The sequence below is a fragment of the Acidimangrovimonas pyrenivorans genome (assembly GCF_042643245.1).
Classification (GTDB): domain Bacteria; phylum Pseudomonadota; class Alphaproteobacteria; order Rhodobacterales; family Rhodobacteraceae; genus Acidimangrovimonas; species Acidimangrovimonas pyrenivorans.
The window spans coordinates 66,273-83,727 of the sequence record NZ_JBHRSK010000013.1; the positions used below are offsets into that span (position 1 = coordinate 66,273).

Sequence of the window (17,455 nt, forward strand, 5' to 3'; positions counted from 1 at the left end):
AGCTATTCCGCAGCTTCCTGCGCTGCCGCCTGCTCCTGTCCAGATGGATCGAACTCTTCTGAAAGCAGACGCAATAGGCAGGCCTCGATTTGAGGCTGCACCTCCTTTACCCATTCGAAGACCTGGTCAGCGATTTCTGCGTTTTTCTCGGCATCCAGTGAACCTGTGCAGCTCACTCCTTGTGGCGCGAGCGTAACCGACTGTCGGGAACGATCCGCCCCGATGAGGAAACGCAGCTTGCCGCCTGCAATTTTTCGAGTTCGCCACGACGCTTTTGCAGGAACTGGAAGACTTGCAGCGCATCCCCGTCCTCTGATGTTGTGCTTTCGATGCGCAGCGGGGCCGAGGGACGGTTTGTCATGGTGAATTGGAGGACATCCGTCGGCAGGGTATCGAGTTTTCGGATCAGGTGCGGAGAAGAATGGGTTGCGCGCATCCCGCTCTTCTGAGGGTCGAAGACGCAGCCCGTTCCGGCGATCGTCTTTCTAAACCGTTCCCAATACTGGGCGCGGTCACGCTTCTCCTTAGATTTGTCGTCTTCAGCCGAGGCGGCGAAAATACCGTCTTCGCTGGCCGCAACGGCGGTAACAGCCGTCATTTTCAGGCCCGTAATCATGAATTCGGCAAAGGTTTCATCGTCAGTGCCATTAAGGATCTGCTCCTTGATTTCCGACATCAGGCTGAATGCTTCGGGCAAGCGGTTGCGATCCCACTTTTTCAGCCAAACAATGCGGAACAGGGCTTGGGCCCAAGGCTCTTCGGATTCAGCAAGATGGAATTGCATCGCGCGATTGAGTGCAGTTGCGATCTTCGCATCGTCCTCTACATCCGCCGTCATGCGATCGGCGAACTCCTCGTCCCATTGCGAAAAGTCCGGCTCGCGCAAGAGCAGGTCATAGATCCGAGGGAAGCTGATCTGGAAACAGACGAGCGCAAAGACCAGACGACGAAGTTGCGCGGTTTGCAGTGAGATCTTCGTCGTCGACCTGTCTTTCTTTCCCCCGTTATCGTTGTCGCCAACCTCGAGTTCAGCCTGCAGTCGAATGAGCGAAAGGGCATTGATCAGACGTTTCATGGAGCGGGGGTTGTAACCCAGCGTCAGCTTGACCACTCGGGCAAGTGTTCCGTCCTCGAGGTAGAGGTTCCTTTCCGATGCTCTGAAATACTCAATATCCAGCAAGTGCTTGGTGAGATAGTTATCCAGTTTGTAGCGTGCCATCGGCATCATGAAGGGCAACTGGATGATCTTGTCGAAGAAAGCGCGGAACTCCCACTCGTTGTCTTCGGTCTGCTCTCCGAATTTGTTCTTCAAACCTTTCACCACGACCTGGTAGTCGATCGCGAGGACGAACACGCAGTGTTCGAGTGTAAAGATGTTCTTGAGCAGTTCGAGAACCATCACCGCAACGGCAGGTTCAAGTCGGTCAAGGTCATCGACGAAGATGACGAAACGTTCGACTTTGTTCGTATCTCGATTGACAACCGATTCAACGATGTCGGCGAGTGACTCCCGCAACTGCTTGATCTTGTTGACCTTGCGTCCTGAGATAAGGTCTTCGGCTACTTGCGCTCCAGCCGCCCCCGCTGCCAGGCCGGCTCCCACTTTGAGCGCGCTCTGGGCGAGGCCGGCAAGGGCGGATTTGGCGCGTTCCGCTGTCTTGTAGCTACCATCGACCTCGGTGACAGCCTCAATGATTTCTTCGATGATGGACAGCAGGCATTCCTCGGGCGAACGCAGCAAGGAATGTTCCCAGGTGTTAACCCAGATCGTCTTGTATCTGTCCTTGCCCAGCAAAGTTCCCGTGCCGCGCTGCGCAACTTCGCTTTCTTCAATTTCCTCGCGGATCATGTTGAGAAGCGAGGTCTTGCCTGAACCCCATTCGCCCTGAATACCAATGGTCAGAGGAGTGTCGCAGCGGCGGATGAAGCCTGCGAGCGAATTGGCATAGGTTCCCGTCTCCAGACTATCCGGGTTTTCTTTCTTCTGGAGCTTTGCCCGAGGAACGACCTTTCCATCTTTGACGACAGATTTGATTGGTTCGTCAGCGACAGAGATCTTCGACATATGGGGAAGCCTTCTCAATTCGGCGTTGCGGTCGGTTGGGAGTATTCGCCTGAGCTTATCCGGGGTCAGCGGAGAGACACCAGAGTCTTGAGATCAAGAAAATGCGGGATTTTTTCGATTGAACCCCTCGGACCTTCACGTAGCGCGCAGCTCAGACGATACGGTCGTCGGCGGGCAGCGCACTTCTAAAGCACGTAAGGCGCCCATACCAAATGCCAGCCGCTCGCGCTCAAAGAATGACCTTCGCGCCCTGGAAGCGATGCTTAGGATCAGGCAGGCGAGATGTCTGCAATGGCCGGATCGAAGATCACTTCCAGCAGCCCGTGATCAACCCAGAAGACGGCAACACCTTGCAGGGGATGGCCGGGGGCGATCTGTGGGACCAGTCCGGCATAGGTCGAGAGCTGGGGCCAGTAGGCCCCCAAACCCTGGCCGGTTCCACCCGACTTGTGGTCGACCAGCAGGCAGCCCCGGGTGCCGAGGGCCAGGAGATCAATGGTCCCGGGAATCTCGGCACCTTCCGGCGATCGCCCGAGAACCGGGATTTCGCACTGCAGGTCGCTGTAGCCTTGCTCTGTCAGCCATGACTTCAGCGCTGCGGCGCGCTCCGCGACACGGGCAAGCGTTGTCTCGTCGAGGCCTGTGGCCTCAGGGAGGGTGGGGCCCAGGTCAGGGCGCGTGAGGTAGGTGCGCAGTGCGAGGTGCAGTGCCGTGCCCCGGGCCGCGTTGCTGGCCGTCTCGGGCCAAGCCGGTCCGAGCGCAACTGCCTGGCTGGCGGGGGCAGCCCCTGGGGAAGTTGCCTGCGAGGGTTGCAGGCGCCATGGGGTCAACGGAATGGCAGGCAATGGCGTGGCTGCGCCAAAACGCGCCGGGTTGGCCATGTGGTTCTCACCATACACCGTGACTTCGGCATGCTCGGGCAATTCCCTGACAACTGCCGGGCAGTTGGTCTCGCCGATCCGTAGACCATCTCGTCCAATCTGTGGCGCGCAGGCATCCTCGAACACATGAAAAAGACAACTCGCCTCGGGAGCCTCGTCATCCCGTGGCTTCAGGAATGAGGGCCACTCCAGCACCAGTCGATCGCGTGCACGCGTCAAGGCGACATAGAGCAGGTTGCGCGTATTAGCTTCGAAATCCGGGCGGCGATCCTCGATGAAGCGGGCCTGCACCTCGGGCGCCGCGAAGGCAGGGGTATGGATCAACCTGGCGGAGGCCAGCACTGCCCCCATGTCGTCTATCCGGTCCAGGGCATCGAAGCGTGCCGAGGTCGTGCCCGGTCGCTCCTCGATATGATTGTCGAATTCCGCCACGACGGTGATCGGCCATTCGCGGCCCTTTGCGGCGTGCCATGTAAGGATCTCGACCGCTTCTGCGCTGTCGGCTGAGGGATCAGGGCGGCGGTCGAAGTCGCGCTCGTCCGCTCGCGCCTCCAGCCAACCGAGGAACACCTTGGCTGTCTCGCCGTGAAACCCTGAGGCTGCCTTGAGGTCGCGATGCGCGGCCTCGAATTCTGCCGCCTCGGCCTCGAGGCGTAGGAGGTCGGCACGCGCTTGCGGGCCATCGGACAGGCGTTCCGCCCAGGCACGAAGGCCTGACATCTCGAGCACTTGGTCGAGGGCGACCGAAACCGGTAGGCGGGCAAGGGCGTCTGACAGCCCGGCCAACTGCATGAGCATGGGGTCGTCGGCGAGACTTCCGTTGATCTGGGCGGCAAGCGCGACCTGTAGGTCCAAGGGATCGGGGCCGAGCGTTCGAAGCACGAGACCAGAGTGGATGTCCGCCGGGTTCGCAGCGAAGGAGAGTGCGGCGCGCGCGGCCTGAATCACGGGGCTCTGTGCCCAGCCATCTTCGGCGATGCGCACGGGCACGCTTCGTGCGCGCAACTCGTCAGCATAGCGGGCGGCGGTCGCATGGCGGCAGACCAGAAGCGCGATATCTGACGGTCGGGCCTTACGGATCGCTTTCGTCTGCCGATCCGTAACGGTTTCGCCATCCTTCAGGAGCAGTGCGATGCGCTCGGCAACATGCTCATGCGGTTTGGAATACTTCCTGACCCCGCGTCCCTTGACCACGTTCAGCACTTCAAGGGCTGGACCATCGACCGCTTCGCGCGTCGGCGTCAGCGGATTGTAGCCCTCTCCGAACAACCCCGCACCAACGGCATTTACGAACGCCATTACCGCGGGTGTTGAACGCCAGTTGCGATCCAGAGGCTGCACCGAGCCGGGGTTTGCTTCGGCCAGGGCAGTGGACAGACGCGGATCGGCCCCTTGGAACCCCATGATCGACTGCTTGACATCTCCCACGAGCAAAGTGCGTGGCGCAAGTTGGCCAAGTTGCCAGAGCAGCGCGAATTGCACCGGGTTGGTGTCCTGGAACTCATCGATGATAACGCAGTCGATTTCGTCCAGAACCGCCTGCCGCACCGCCTGGTCTTTGCGCAAGAGCCGCTCCGCCCCGGTGATCATGTCGGCGAAATCGATTAGGCCCAGCGCCTTCTTTCGGTCCTCATAAGCTCCCATGACTTCTTGCGCGCAGGCGATCAGGCATTCGAGATGGAGCTTCGAGTCGGCCAGTGGCCCAGGGTGGCGCGGCAGCAGGTTCGCCGCTTCCATGATCGCGGTAGCGCAATCGTCGTAGCCCTCTGGCGTCTTACTCCTACTATTCGACACGAAAAGCTTGCGCAGCGATTGCCACAGGCCCCAGTCGCGGTCCAGCAGCCCCGGATCCCGCGCCACCATGCGAAAGAGCGCGAGGTTTTTTTCCAGCGTCTCGCGCGGGCCCTTGGCCGTGACGGTATCGAGCCCCCCGTCCGGAAAGGCCGTCAGCATTGTCTGAACCGCGCGATCGAGTGCTGTGCGCGCGGCCGTGAGGTCGGTGAGAGTTGGGCCATAGATCGCTTCCAACCGCGCCAGCCCCGGTTCGATCAGGCCTGGATCGAGACCCTTGTCACCGAGCCCGCGCAAGAGGTCGACCATTGATAGGATCCGGCCGCGAAGCGAGTCCTCGATCGTCTCGCCCTTCTGCCAGTTCGGCTGGTAGCCGAAGCGCTCCGGGTCCGCCTTGATGGGGTCCAAGGATTTCGCATGGGCCAAGGCTTGGCGGATGAGCAAGTCCCGCTCAGGATCGGCAAGATGGCGTGGCTGGGGCGATACTCCCGCAGCAAACGCGTGTTCGGTCAGGATTCTGAGCCCCAGCCCATGAATGGTCGAGACATAGGCGCGCTCGACTGCCAGCGCCTCGGTGACCAGCCCGTCGGCCAGCAGCCCCGAGCGGATGCGTTCGCGCAATTCACTGGCCGCGGCCTCGGTGAAGGTCACGGCAAGGATGCGTTCGGGCCTGACGATCTTGCGCCCCACCCAGTCCGACAACTGGGTCTTGATATGATGAGTCTTACCGGCACCCGCCCCGGCGGGAACTATGACCAGTCCGTCGTCCATGCTTAGTCCTCCTCGACGTCGCGGATAAACGCCCGGACAAGGGGGGATCCATCGGTCAGGGCGTAAGGCTTGAAGCCGGCCTCTTTCTCGAAGAAGTCCTCGTCTTCTGAGGTGTTCAGTCTGACACGGCCTGCGCCGAGTTCCGCCAATCGCTCAGTGAGTGATACGATCGCTTGCGCATTGACGGCTTCGCCCATGTCGCGGGCGGGGGAACCATTGGCAAGGGCGACGCCTGAGGTCAGAAGCCCGCCGTCGTTCATCAGGTGATAGGCGATACCGACCGTGTGACCGATCAGCTTGTCCATTCCGTCGCCGTCCCTCCGGATTGGGCGGGCGATCATGTCTCGATATAGACCTGCCTGCAGGTCCCACCCGGCCTCCATCCGTTTGCTCCTATTGCGCGTGCCGCTTTTCTTGTGATCGACGATCAAGAGGTCGCCATCAGGCAGTTCGAGAATCTCGTCGGCCTTTCCATGCAGTCGGATGCCATGTGCCTCGCCGGCCAACCACATCTCGTTGCCGATGATGCGCGCGCCGAGCGCCTGCAGGTGATCGCGCCAAGTAACGGCTGCCTGCTGGATTTCACGCTCCAACCCCTTGCGCTCCATCTCCCATGCTGAGCTGCGCAGGAAGCCTGCGTGACGGGCGAGGGCACTGTCGTAGGTCTTCGAGACGGCTTCGAGCAGAGCCGGAGGATCGGGCAGGTCCTCTCCTACGCGAAACACGTGCTCGAACACCTCGTGCGCGATGTTGCCCTTGATCCGGACGTCCAGCGCTTCGGCCGACCAGCCCATGTCGCTGGCGCCCAATTCTTCGAGAAGCCAGGCGAGCGGGCTAACGAGCAGTTTCTCAAGCCTGCTGGGCGATTGTGGCTTGGCGGTTCCGTCATCCTCGCGGCGCAGCGCAAGCAGATCCTCGCGGGGGAAGCAAAGCGCTTCGGGGAGCGGCGATGCCTCGGGCAGCGGCGCTGAACTGTGATACGCAATCGGCCAGTCTGCAGGGGCCAGGCGCGAAAGATCCGTCAACAGGTTGGCCGGTTCCTCGATGCCTTCAATCGCTCGACCGACGAGGGAAAGCCCGGTGGAAGGGGCGAGACGTCCCCCAGACATATCCCGCCACGGAACGAGGAAGGTGGCACTTTCGCTGACCGCGCGAAGTTGCGCATCGAAGAGCGCAAGGCTGTGAGAGAGGCCCTCCGCCCGGTCGCGCAGTTGCAGGCCGGTCGACGCGCGGATCGCCGCGATCTCGCTGTCGAGGAACATCGGATTGGTCCCCGGGCGCGTCGGATAGGCTCCTTCGGTGAAGTCTGCCAGGATGAGGTGACGACACGACCGCCACGGACTTTCGAGAGCGGACCAAAGGCTGACTCCCTGGAGATTGCGCACGGCTTCGGCCCGGGCGGCTTGCCCCACTTGCATTGACCGCAGAAGGGCCTCCCAATCGAGGAGGTCATCGCCGGCAGGAAGGGGAATGCGCGCACGCAAGGCCTCCCCTTCGGACAACTGAGTGCATATCCGGTCGATCAGGAAGCGCAGTTGCTGCAGGCTGGCTGCCGAGGCGCGGACGTCCTTCCACAACGCCTTGTGTTCCGTGTTCGGATCAAGAATCTTGCCTCGAAAGTCTCCCTCCATAAGGCTCTCTGCGAGATCGCGGCCGGTCTGGGCGGCCCAGGGCATAAGGGGAGACAGGGCAAGGCTTGCCAGCACCATGGCAGGCGTGGGTGAGCGTTTGGCCAGAAGCAACTGGAGCGCCGTCTCCCCAAGGATGTCGCGCTCGGGCGGGGCTGCCGGCAGCCCCGAGAGCGGGACACCCTGCGCCGCAAAGGCCCGGGCTAACTGACCCGGATCGGCAGAAGTCAGCACGGCTATCTCGCGGGCAGGGACGCCCACTTCGATCAGTGCGCGCGCCCGCGCCGCTGCGAAATCGGCACAGGCGGCGAGGTCGCGCAGACCGAAGAAGGAAAGGCTGTTGTCAGCCGGACCGGCAGAAAGATCCTTCGCCCCGACCCCTCCTTGCAAAGCGTGTAACCGGCTGCCCGCCGGTGCAACGGGCATTTCGACTGGGGCCGGAATCGCACCGAACTCCGCCTTTAGCCGATCATGTAGCGCGCGCATTGCTGCGGACGCCGATGGATCGAGCGACCCCTCCACGACGGGCAGGCGATCGAGAAACCGGCCATGCGGGAGCTCCAGCACATGGCGAACCGTGGCGAGCCCTTCGGGCAAGGCATCGCCCAGCCGCTGCCAAAGTGCGACCAGGGCCGTGAGATGCCGTTTTGCGCGGCTGTCGGGTAGTGCTTCCGCCGACGGCAGCCGCAGATCCGGTGTGGCAAGCACCAGGTCCTCGAGCGCCGCGACCACCGCCGCGATCGTCTCGACCGGTGCATTGGCCATGCTCTCTGCCCAGACCGGATCGGGCGCTTCTGCGATGGCACTGCCCGGCGCCCAACTCTCAGCCTGCGGAGCGAGCGAAAGTTCGGCCAGACGATCGGCGCTTAGCCGGTAGCGCACGGCTGAATGAGGATCGGCAACGAGGAAGGGGGTGAACATCCTGACACCTTAGGGGCTAAGAACGCGAAACTCACCACATCTGGATGTTTTGTGCGGATCGAGGAAATGAACCTATTCCGTGCTTTTCGCGATTTGTTGTCGAACTCGGTTAGGTTGTTGCGCGTTCACCCTATCGCCCAAGGGTGGAATTGCCAATCCAGTTTGAATAGCCTCATGGTCATGGACGCCTTCTCCCCGATTTTGAGGCAGGGAGGCAATGATGGGCAAAGCAACTTCAGCGACGAGTTCAAGCGGGACGCTGTCGCGCAAATCCTGTGAAGGCTTCATCTCCTGAACCCGTTGCGTCATCCAGAAGACATGCTTCTGAAGTGCTTTGGGACCGAACCAATCAGTTAGCCTTGGGCGGTTCAAATTCTCTTCATCGGCCACAGCTATGAAATGCCAAACCTCTGTTTGAGCGCCTCGACCGTCGAGCGCCACTTCGGGGTGACGGGCTTGCATACCGTGTTTTGATTGCCAAACATTCCCACCTCTTGAATGCCTTGGTCTTCCGGCAGCGTCTTCAGCCACTCGACCGGCACGAAGTATTCGGCTTTCTCTGGATCATCGACGAACTGTCTATGGTAGTTTCCTTGCAGGGTCTCCAAGGCGAGGTTCTCATCGATCTCAAAGTCCCTCGCAGGCACCCGCGGACCAGTCACACGTCCGACTCCAACAAAGCCCTTCCCAGGGATCTTGACCCAGACGCGATCCCCCTCCGAGAGCATGCGGAGCGAGTTGCTATACCAACTGCCGCCCCCGCCCGAGATGAACCCGTATTGGACGGCCTCATCCCAGCGACGGGTGTTGTCAGCCCCAAAGCTGACGTAGAATTCGCCATTCCACGGCTCCTTCTCTCCGCGACGTGCGCCGCTGGCAGCCTGCACCTGAACTTCGCCCGGGTCGATCAGCCAAGCGCGGCTTAGCAACTGCTGACCGTCGTGGTCGAAGACCTGGAAAAACAGCACGTTGATGGCGAGCCCACGATCATTCAGGTAGTTCACGATCCGCTCGCTGCTGGCATCGAGCGATGCAGCGACGATCACGACTTGATGGCTCTCATTGATGGTATCTTCATCGAGGGGCTGTCCGAAGCTTGCGAGGAAATCCTCAGACAGGCTGCGATTGGGGCGGAAGCGCCCGTATATGTTGGCCACGTCGTCTGCGTCCAGTCGTTCCACCCACGAGGCGTAGTCGAGTGCCTGTGCCACTACCTCTCTTGGTGTCCTGTCCCGCTTCAACTCGACGAGGACAAGAGTGCCATCCGGCGCGATGGCAAGCAGGTCCACTCGGCCGCCAAAGCCGGTGTCGATCTGTCGGCCGATCAGCATCCATTCGGAAGAGAGGATCCTCGGTTGGGCGACGATCATGTCCTCAAGCATCTGCTCGGACGGCAATGTGCCTTGGGAGATTTCGGTCGGGTTGGGCGAAACGGTCCAGACGGCATGACTGATGGGCATGAAAACTGTTCCCTTATCCCGAAGTGCGATCATCCGCTTCGAGGCCCCTGACGACGTTGATCAACCGTCGGAACTCCGCGTCGTCGGATGCCTGTTTCCAGAAGTTGATGAACCGGCAGACCAGCTGAACATTGCCGGCTTCATAGTGCCCGTCGCTGTCGATGCGATCGAGGGAAGGCAACATATTCGGGTCGTCGTGGCTTCCGCTGAATTGGAAAGGAAGACCTGTAATCGCACACCGATCTCCCTGAATGTCCAGCAGTTCCCGTATCTTCTTGTCCAACTCGTAGTCGGACATGCGAAGCTCCTTGTCCTTGACCGTTCGTTCAACGACCTGGCCGTTCGAGTTGAAGACAGTTCTGTTGACCGAATATTTGATCTCCGCGATCGAGCGTTCACGGCCTCCAAGCACCCGCTCGCTGCCTCTTTCTCCAGATGCCAGATCTCCAGAGGCTTCCAGCTTGAGAAGCGTCGTGTAAACCCAGCAGAATGAGTGAGCGTCGATCAGTCGGATGCCCGAGAGGCCCGTCACCGTTTCGATGGCCGGTCGCAACCCATCCAAGACGGCGTTGTAGGTGCGGTAGTTTTCCCAAGAGCAGGCGCGAAGGGTGTGGAATTCGATGCCGAGTTCCCGGAACACACGATCGAAGCCTGTGGGCTGGATCGGCATGAAACGCGCCATGTCCTTGAGAAAGAACAGATAGGCGAGCAAAGGATACTTCGAGTAGGTGAGCTCTCTCAGGTTCTCGAAAATCTCTCCCTCGTTTCTCGTTGAACGATACAAGTCGAACAGGAGGCGCTCGATTGCTCCTTGGCTTGCGGGGGAGGCCTGAGCCTCCAATAGACCACGGTGGTCGCGGTTCGCATGGCCGTAACGGTTCTGCCAGAAGACGAGGTTGTTTGTGAGATCGCCGTGGGTGGCCTGGATCTCGATCGCCGCGATTGCATGCTCCAGGATGCCTCCCGTGCCGATCATGTCTTCGGTCCAATCCTCTGGTCGAAGCTTGGTTAGGGCGAGGTCGCGAAGGCGCGGCTTGTAGCTTTCCCAAGCCGCAATGAGCCCTTCATCGAACGGGGTGAAACCTTCCCCGGACTTGACCTTGAGAAGCTCTTCGAAACGTTTGAACGAGTCCTCGAAATTGCGAGGCGCGGGAATGCCGATTTGCGTTTCCCGCGAGGTATTGGATGCCGCGGCGCCGTCATACCAGTCCAGAAACGACCGTAGGGCGCCGGGGGTCTCGAACCGGGCGCGCAGGGTTTCGGGTTTCTTCAGAATGGCAAGTGGCCCGTTTAGGTTTGAGTTTCCGTTGTTTGCGTCGACCATCAACTCGACGCCGTCGAGCTGTGGCGGGGGGGGGCGGGAGGAACCAGATCATCGCCTCGGACACCGTCCGGTGCAGCGCGAGCACCTTGCCGTTTGGCGCGGTGAAGCCGATGACGTATTCGGTCGGGGCCTTCGCAGGGGCCTGGTATCGGTCGAGTAGAAGACGCTCGGCCTCGGGAACGGGAACACTCATTCAGCGGCCTCCATGGTTTTCTTATCGGGTTCCAGCGCCTCGTGGAGGAGGGCTTCGAGAAGGCGGGTGCGGGTGGTGTCGGCTTGCGCGAGGGCGACCTCCAGCCGGTCGCAGAGGGCCATGAGGGCGTCGACCTTGGCCACGATGCGGTGTTGTTCGGCGAGGGGGGGAAGAACCACGTGCATGGCCAGCCAAGCGGGGTAGTAGATCGTCTGGTGAACCGCCCCCTTGCTAAAACGAGAAATCGCAGGTCGCTCCGCAATCATGACCAGCTGAAGCCATTCTGAGGCAATCGCTTCTGTCGGCACCCAGTTCACGAAGTCCTGACTGGTTGCCATCTCTCGTCCCATGATGACCACATAGCCAACGGAGGCGGTCCGGCTGAAGCAGACCGTCCCCTCCGGTAGCAGTCTTGCCGCTGAATTCGCCAAGCCAGCTTCATTGGTGTGCTGGATCGTGTCGTGGATGCGCCCGTTGTTGTGGGCGCGCGCGTCGACGAGGCCCATCCAAGGGATATCGCCGCCCCACCAGTCCGCTCGGTTCCTGCTGGGTGTATGCCCGCTTTCCAATCGCGCCACCTGGACGAGCGGAACCCAGAGCCAGCCCGAAGGGACCGAGATGTCCGGCTTGTTGATGGACAGACCGCAGTCGCCCGGAATGAGCTCGGGGCTACGCTTCGCATATCGCGGAGGTGGAGGCAGCTTCTCGGAACGTTTCAGCAGTTCTGACGCCGGCTCATCTTCGGGATCCTGCTCCACCAGCTTTCCGCGGACGGCGAGGTTGAGGATGGTCTGGCGCAGGGTCTTGATCTGGTCGGGGCGGGTCGTGAGGGCGGGGAGGGTGTCGAGGGCGAAGCGGGCGTGGGCGGGGAAGTCCTGATTGGTCGTTTCGAGGGCGGTCAGGCGCGCGAGGCTGGCGGCGGTGAGCCGGTCGCGCGTCTCCTCGCGGGTCTTGCGGGCCTCCTCCAGCCGATCGCAGAGCGCCATGAGTTCATCGACCTTCGCCACGATCCGGCGCTGCTCGCCGAGAGGTGGTAGGGGAACCACAAACTGAGTTACATCGGTCAGGCGAAAGCTGTTTTTTATGCCGCGCTGAGGGGCGTTGAACTGATCCTGAGCGAATGGCGATCGGAATAGTTCTGCAAGATAGCGGCTCCTCATCTCCGGCATCGGCCTGACCATCGCTGTATGCTGGTTTATGTATGCCTCTCCGAACCCATCAGGTATTAGTCCCAGCATACCCACATCGCCCGTGATCGAGATCAGGATATCTCCGGCTTCAAGCCGAGTTCGCGTCCCTTCACCATCCGCCGGTGGTTGCACCCGCTGTATCTTGTCGAGGCGAAGGCGATAGTGGTCTTTCGAGAGGTTTCCCATCCGAACGAAAATTGCGCCTTCGTTCGAGTAATGTTTCGCCCAGTCACGCGAGCCGCTCGTCACGAATTGGCTTAGTGAGCCAAGCCGCGCCCAAGCCCAACCGTCCGGTAGCTCAAATGCCTTGTCGGCCTCCGACAGTGGCGGCAAGGGTTTCTCCCGCGTAATCTGGCCCGTCTTCGCCAGCTGCACCTTTTCCGCCCCGATCCGCTTCAGCAGCTCCGACGCCGACTCCTCCGCCGGATCCTGAGCCACCAGCTTCCCACGCACTGCCAGCTCCAGCACGAACCGCCGCAACCGGGCGATGGCATCCGGGGCGTCGCTGATCTGCTCGTAGAGCTCCAGAAGGCGGTCGGCGTTCATCGGGCCAGTGCCTCGGTCAGGATCGCCTTCAACTTGGCCCGGAGGCTTTCGACCGAGGTCTCGGTCTTGCGCAGGTCGGCCAGCAGGACCTCGGGGTCACCGTGATCCTCGACCTCCTGTCGCGGGTTCTTGATGTCGAGGTTGAAGCCGCGCTCGCGGATCTCGTCGATCGAGACCTTCCAGGCACGCTCGCCTTCCTCTCGGCCCTGACGCTCGGCCCCGCCCCACCAGGCGGCGCAATCGTCCAGATGCTCCAGTCGGATCGGTCGGGTCATGGAATAGGCCTTCTGGCCCTCGGGCACGCGGTGTTCCCAATACCAGACGTCCTGCGTCGGCTGACCCTTCTCGAAGAACAGAAGGTTGGTGCCGATCGAGGCATAGGGGCGGAAGACCGAGTTGGGTAGGCGCACGATGGTGTGCAGGTTGCACTCGGTTAGCAGGTGTTCCTTGAGCCGGGTCTTCACCCCCTCGCCGAAGAGCGAACCGTCGGGCAGGACGACGGCGGCACGGCCGTGAGGCTTCAACAGGCGGATGATGAGGGCGAGGAAGAGGTCGGCGGTCTCGCGGGTCTTGAACTGGGGGAAGTTGTTCTCGATCCCGTCCTCTTCCTTGCCGCCGAAGGGCGGGTTGGTGAGGACAATGTCGACGCGCTCGTCCCGGGTCCAGCTGATCAGCGGGCGGGCGAGGGTGTTGTCATGGCGCACCCAGCTTGGCTCCTCGATGTTGTGGAGGAGCATGTTGGTGGTGCAGAGCATGTGGGGCAGGGGCTTCTTCTCGACGGCGCGGAGCGAGCCCTGCATCAGCGCTTCGTCCTCCGGGCGCTTCACGTAGCGCTCGCGCATGTGGCGCATGGCGCAAGTGAGGAAGCCGCCGGTGCCGCAGGCCGGGTCCATTAGGATCTCGCCCGGATGGGGGTCGATCTGCTGGACCATGAAGGAGGTGACGGCGCGGGGGGTGTAGTATTCGCCGGCGTTTCCCGCATTCTGCAGATCGTTCAGCAGCTGTTCGTAGAGGTCGCCGAAGTGCTGGCGCTCCTTGAGGTTGTTGAAGTCGACCTCGTTGATCTTGTTGATCACCTGCCGCATCAGCTGGCCGGATTTCATGTAGTTGTAGGCGTCCTCGAAGACCGAGCGGACGACACGGGCGCGGGGCGTTGCCGCGAGAAGGTCCTTCAGTTTGGGGAACAGGTCGTCGTTGACGAAGTCGAGGAGTTCGTCGCCGGTGATGCCCTCCGGATCGGCCGCCCAGGCGCGCCATTGCAGCGTTGCGGGTATCGGCGATCGGTAGTCGTCCTTCATAATCTCGAGCGACTGATCCTGATCGTCGATGATCTTGAGGAAGAACATCCAGACGAGCTGTGACAGGCGCTGGGCGTCGCCGTCGACCCCGACATCCTTGCGCATCGTGTCCTGGATCGACTTGACAAGCGTTCGCATCGACATGGGTCAGTATCCTTGAAGCTTCGCAAAGACCGCAGCCTCGATATCGCATATCCGGAGGTGCGGATGATCTTCAGCTACAGTATTCAGAATGGTGCGGCAGTCGGACAGGAAAGCCTCGTAACCACCTGCTGTCTCGGCATAACCCAGCGCACCACGGATCACGCTGTCGAATATCACAGCTTTCTCCGGAGCAAGAAATCGCACCATCTTGGACGCAAAAGATTGTCCCAGCTGGTTCAATTGCCGGAGAACCTCTACAGCCTCCGCGGGTTTATCCTGCTCGAGAAGCATCTCCGAATGTTGTAGAGATACTGCAATTCGCTCAGGCGGATTCTTCTGATTGAAACGCCCAACGAAGCGATGGCCACCACCCCACCGAATTACATCGGCGGCGAATTTTGCTGCACGGGGCACAGGGAAATCTGACGCGATCAAGGCCTGACCCTCAGCCTCGAGCCGGCCTGGCGCTTCCCAATTCTTTCGGTGACTTTCAAGAAGAATAGGTATCTCTGCTGACGCAATCTCTAATCTGACGAACTTCAGGCGTCCGTCGTGCAGCAGAATCGTCATGGCTACGCGGTGTCCTTGTAAAGGGCGGATTGAAGGTCGCGAACGGCCTGCTGATAGGCCGGTCTTCCCCCGAAAGCGCGGACGAGTTCAAGGGGCGTTCCCATATGGGCGAAGGGGTCGATGCTGAGGACGTTGGTATCGTCGAGGTTCAGGACGCCCTCGTCGGCGTATTTCGCGAGAAGGGCTTCCAGAACCGCCTTCGCCGTTTCGCCGTATTTGCCGAAGGCGTTGCGCTTGCGAACGTTGTTGGCGCGTTCCTGGCGGGTCAGGGGCTTGGCGTCGAAGGCGACGTGGCAGACAAGGTCGAAGGGATCGAGGTCCTTGCCCAGCTCGGCACCGATCACCCCGAGATCGAGCCCTTCCTCCGCCAGTTCCTCGACGATCGCCTGCTTCTGGTCCTCGGAGTTCCAGCGCCGAAGGAAATCGTCGAGCGATGCGAAGTGGCGGTGCAGCGCGCGCTTGGTGAAGTCGCGCAGGCTCTCGGTCACCAGCTTGCCGCTCGTATCGAGATACTGGATCCGCTCTGCGACGATGCTGGCCCCCACGCCGTCGACATAAATCTTTCGGCGGGGCTCTCCGGTGGTCTCGATCGCTCCGGGGCCGAGATCGACCGGCTCCGATCCGGCAGAGGGGTCGGCGGGAATGGTTTCGAGCGGAGTTTCCTCTTCCTCGGGCGCCACTTCGTCCGGTTCGTCCGGAGGAACCATCGGATCCTCCGCGCCCGGCTCATAGATTTGCACGGGATCACCATCGAACTCCGGGTCGGCGAAGTGGTTGGTCGCCCCACGGAAGTCCATGAGCGTGAAGTAGTATTTCCCGGTATCCGCATGAACCCGGGTTCCGCGCCCGACGATCTGCTTGAACTCGGTCATCGACCCGATTTCCCTGTCGAGGACGATGAGGCGACAGGTCTGCGCGTCCACCCCGGTGCTGAGCAGGCGGGAGGTGGTGACGACCACCGGGTAGGTTGCCTCCGGGTCGATGAAGTTGCTGAGCTGGTCGAGCCCTTCCTTGTCGCTTCCGGTGATCCGCATCACGTAGCGTGCGTTCTTGGCGACGAGATCCTCGTTCTCGTTGATCAGCGCCTGGCGCATCCGGGCGGCGTGTTCCTGGTCGACGCAGAAGATGATGGTCTTCTGGAACCTGTCTCCGCTTTCCTTGAGGAACTGCGACACCCGCTTCGCGACCAGCTTGGTGCGGTCGTCGATGACGAGGGTGCGGTCGAAATCCTTAGTGTTGTAGAGGCGATCTTCGACCTCATTGCCGTCGCGGTCGAGCTGACCCTGCTCGGGGCGGTAACCTTCGACATCCCTGTCGATATGGCACTTGATGACCTTGTAAGGGGCAAGGAAGCCGTCGCTGATCCCTTCCTTGAGGGAGTAGCTGCAGATCGGCTGGCCGAAGTAATTGATGTTCGAAACGTATTCCGTCTCTTTCGGGGTCGCAGTCAGGCCGATCTGGGTCGCACCTGAGAAGTGTTCGAGGATCTCGCGCCATGCGGAGTCATCGGCGGCGCTACCCCGGTGGCATTCGTCGACAATGATGAGATCGAAGAAGTCGGGCGAGAGTTCCCGGTAGATCTTCTGTGCGTCTGTCGGGCCGGTCAGCGCCTGGTAGAGCCCCAGGTAGATCTCATAAGCGGTGTTGATGCGCCTCTTGCGATCCATCGCGAGGGTCACGTTTTCGAGGCTGCCGTCCGGCCGTTCTATCGTCTTGGCGTTTGTCGAGAGCTTTGCCATTGCGCCAATGAAGGGACGGAAATCGTTGACCATGGTCTGGTCGACGAGGACATTCCGGTCGGTGAGGAAGAGAACGCGCTTTTTCGCACCGGCCTTCCAGAGCCGCCAAATGATCTGAAAGGCGGTGAAGGTCTTGCCCGTCCCGGTGGCCATCACGAGCAGCAGGCGATCCTGCCCCTTGGCGATCGCTTCAACGGCCGCGTTGATGGCGTTCATCTGATAGTAGCGAGGCGCCTTGCCGTCATCGTAGTAATTCTGGAATGCGATCGCGGCTTGCGGCTCCGTCAGCCCCTTCCAGATCTCATAACGGCGTTTAAGGTCTTCCGGCGAAGGAAAGTCTTCGAGTCCGATTGTCGTTTCCATCGAAGCCGACTGGCCGGTCTTGTCGTGGAAGATGAAGCCGTCCCCGTTCGAGGAGAACGCGAAGGGCACCCTCAGCATCTCTGCATAGGTGAGCGCCTGCTGCATCCCGTCGCCGAGGGCGTGGGACTTGTCCTTGGCCTCGATAATAGCGATCGGGATGTTGGGTTTGAGGTAGAGGACGTAGTCCGCCCGCTTCTTCCTGCCGCGCCAGGTCATGGGGCCTCGGACGATGATGCGTCCGTCGGTCAGGGTTTTCTCTTCAGAAATCTGCGTCTGTAGATCCCAGCCCGCGCGCTGCAGAGCTGGGGTTATGAACTTGCTACAGACATCGCGCTCGGAAAGTGAAATGACCTGCAACTCCCTGCTGCCTACCGTTTACCAGACTACGCCCGGTAGTTGCAGTGACAAGTCAGTTTGCCAAGACAATTGCGAAGGCTTCCAGTTCTATTGGGAGAGGGAGGGCTGAAGTTCGACCGAAACGGCCGGTTCGGCGCCTCGTTCTTTCGAAGATCAGCACTTCCTTCGACGCGGAATCCATATTTTACAGAGAGTTATCTGGTGGGGTTTCCGT

At 60.9% G+C, this 17,455-nt stretch carries 11 protein-coding genes; all 11 read right to left on the bottom strand.

Annotation, left to right across the window (positions count from 1 at the left end; all coding sequences use genetic code 11):
• Positions 1 to 2: 2 nt before the first annotated feature.
• The gene (locus ACFOES_RS15390) at positions 3 to 176 is read right to left on the bottom strand and encodes a hypothetical protein (protein WP_377834194.1); all 174 of its coding nucleotides are present in this window, start codon (positions 174 to 176) and stop codon (positions 3 to 5) included.
• Positions 173 to 2,065, bottom strand: coding sequence for a KAP family P-loop NTPase fold protein (locus ACFOES_RS15395; RefSeq protein ID WP_377834195.1), 1,893 nt, complete (start codon positions 2,063 to 2,065; stop codon positions 173 to 175). Before ACFOES_RS15395 ends, ACFOES_RS15390 begins: the two co-directional genes overlap by 4 nt.
• A gap of 269 nt (positions 2,066 to 2,334) precedes the next feature.
• Positions 2,335 to 5,508, bottom strand: a complete 3,174-nt coding sequence (locus ACFOES_RS15400; RefSeq protein WP_377834196.1) for a UvrD-helicase domain-containing protein — start codon at positions 5,506 to 5,508, stop codon at positions 2,335 to 2,337.
• Between the two features lie 2 nt (positions 5,509 to 5,510).
• On the bottom strand, positions 5,511 to 8,057 hold the full coding sequence (locus ACFOES_RS15405; protein WP_377834197.1) for a PD-(D/E)XK nuclease family protein: 2,547 nt from the start codon (positions 8,055 to 8,057) through the stop codon (positions 5,511 to 5,513).
• 72 nt (positions 8,058 to 8,129) lie between these two features.
• Positions 8,130 to 8,447 (bottom strand): hypothetical protein, encoded by a 318-nt coding sequence (locus tag ACFOES_RS15410; protein ID WP_377834198.1) that lies wholly within the window; start codon positions 8,445 to 8,447, stop codon positions 8,130 to 8,132.
• Between the two features lie 2 nt (positions 8,448 to 8,449).
• Positions 8,450 to 9,517, bottom strand: a complete 1,068-nt coding sequence (locus ACFOES_RS15415; protein WP_377834199.1) for an endonuclease NucS domain-containing protein — start codon at positions 9,515 to 9,517, stop codon at positions 8,450 to 8,452.
• A 13-nt stretch (positions 9,518 to 9,530) separates the two neighbouring features.
• Positions 9,531 to 10,841, bottom strand: a complete 1,311-nt coding sequence (locus ACFOES_RS15420; protein WP_377834200.1) for a hypothetical protein — start codon at positions 10,839 to 10,841, stop codon at positions 9,531 to 9,533.
• 189 nt (positions 10,842 to 11,030) lie between these two features.
• Positions 11,031 to 12,770, bottom strand: a complete 1,740-nt coding sequence (locus tag ACFOES_RS15425; RefSeq protein WP_377834201.1) for a restriction endonuclease subunit S — start codon at positions 12,768 to 12,770, stop codon at positions 11,031 to 11,033.
• A complete protein-coding gene (locus ACFOES_RS15430; protein ID WP_377834202.1) occupies positions 12,767 to 14,212 on the bottom strand; it encodes an N-6 DNA methylase in 1,446 nt (481 codons plus the stop codon). The genes ACFOES_RS15425 and ACFOES_RS15430 overlap by 4 nt, the downstream gene beginning before the upstream one ends.
• Positions 14,213 to 14,215: 3 nt before the next feature.
• Positions 14,216 to 14,782, bottom strand: coding sequence for a hypothetical protein (locus tag ACFOES_RS15435; RefSeq protein WP_377834203.1), 567 nt, complete (start codon positions 14,780 to 14,782; stop codon positions 14,216 to 14,218).
• Positions 14,783 to 14,784: 2 nt separating this feature from the next.
• Complete coding sequence (gene hsdR / locus ACFOES_RS15440; RefSeq protein ID WP_377834204.1) at positions 14,785 to 17,241, bottom strand: EcoAI/FtnUII family type I restriction enzme subunit R; 2,457 nt, start codon at positions 17,239 to 17,241, stop codon at positions 14,785 to 14,787.
• Positions 17,242 to 17,455: the final 214 nt, after the last annotated feature.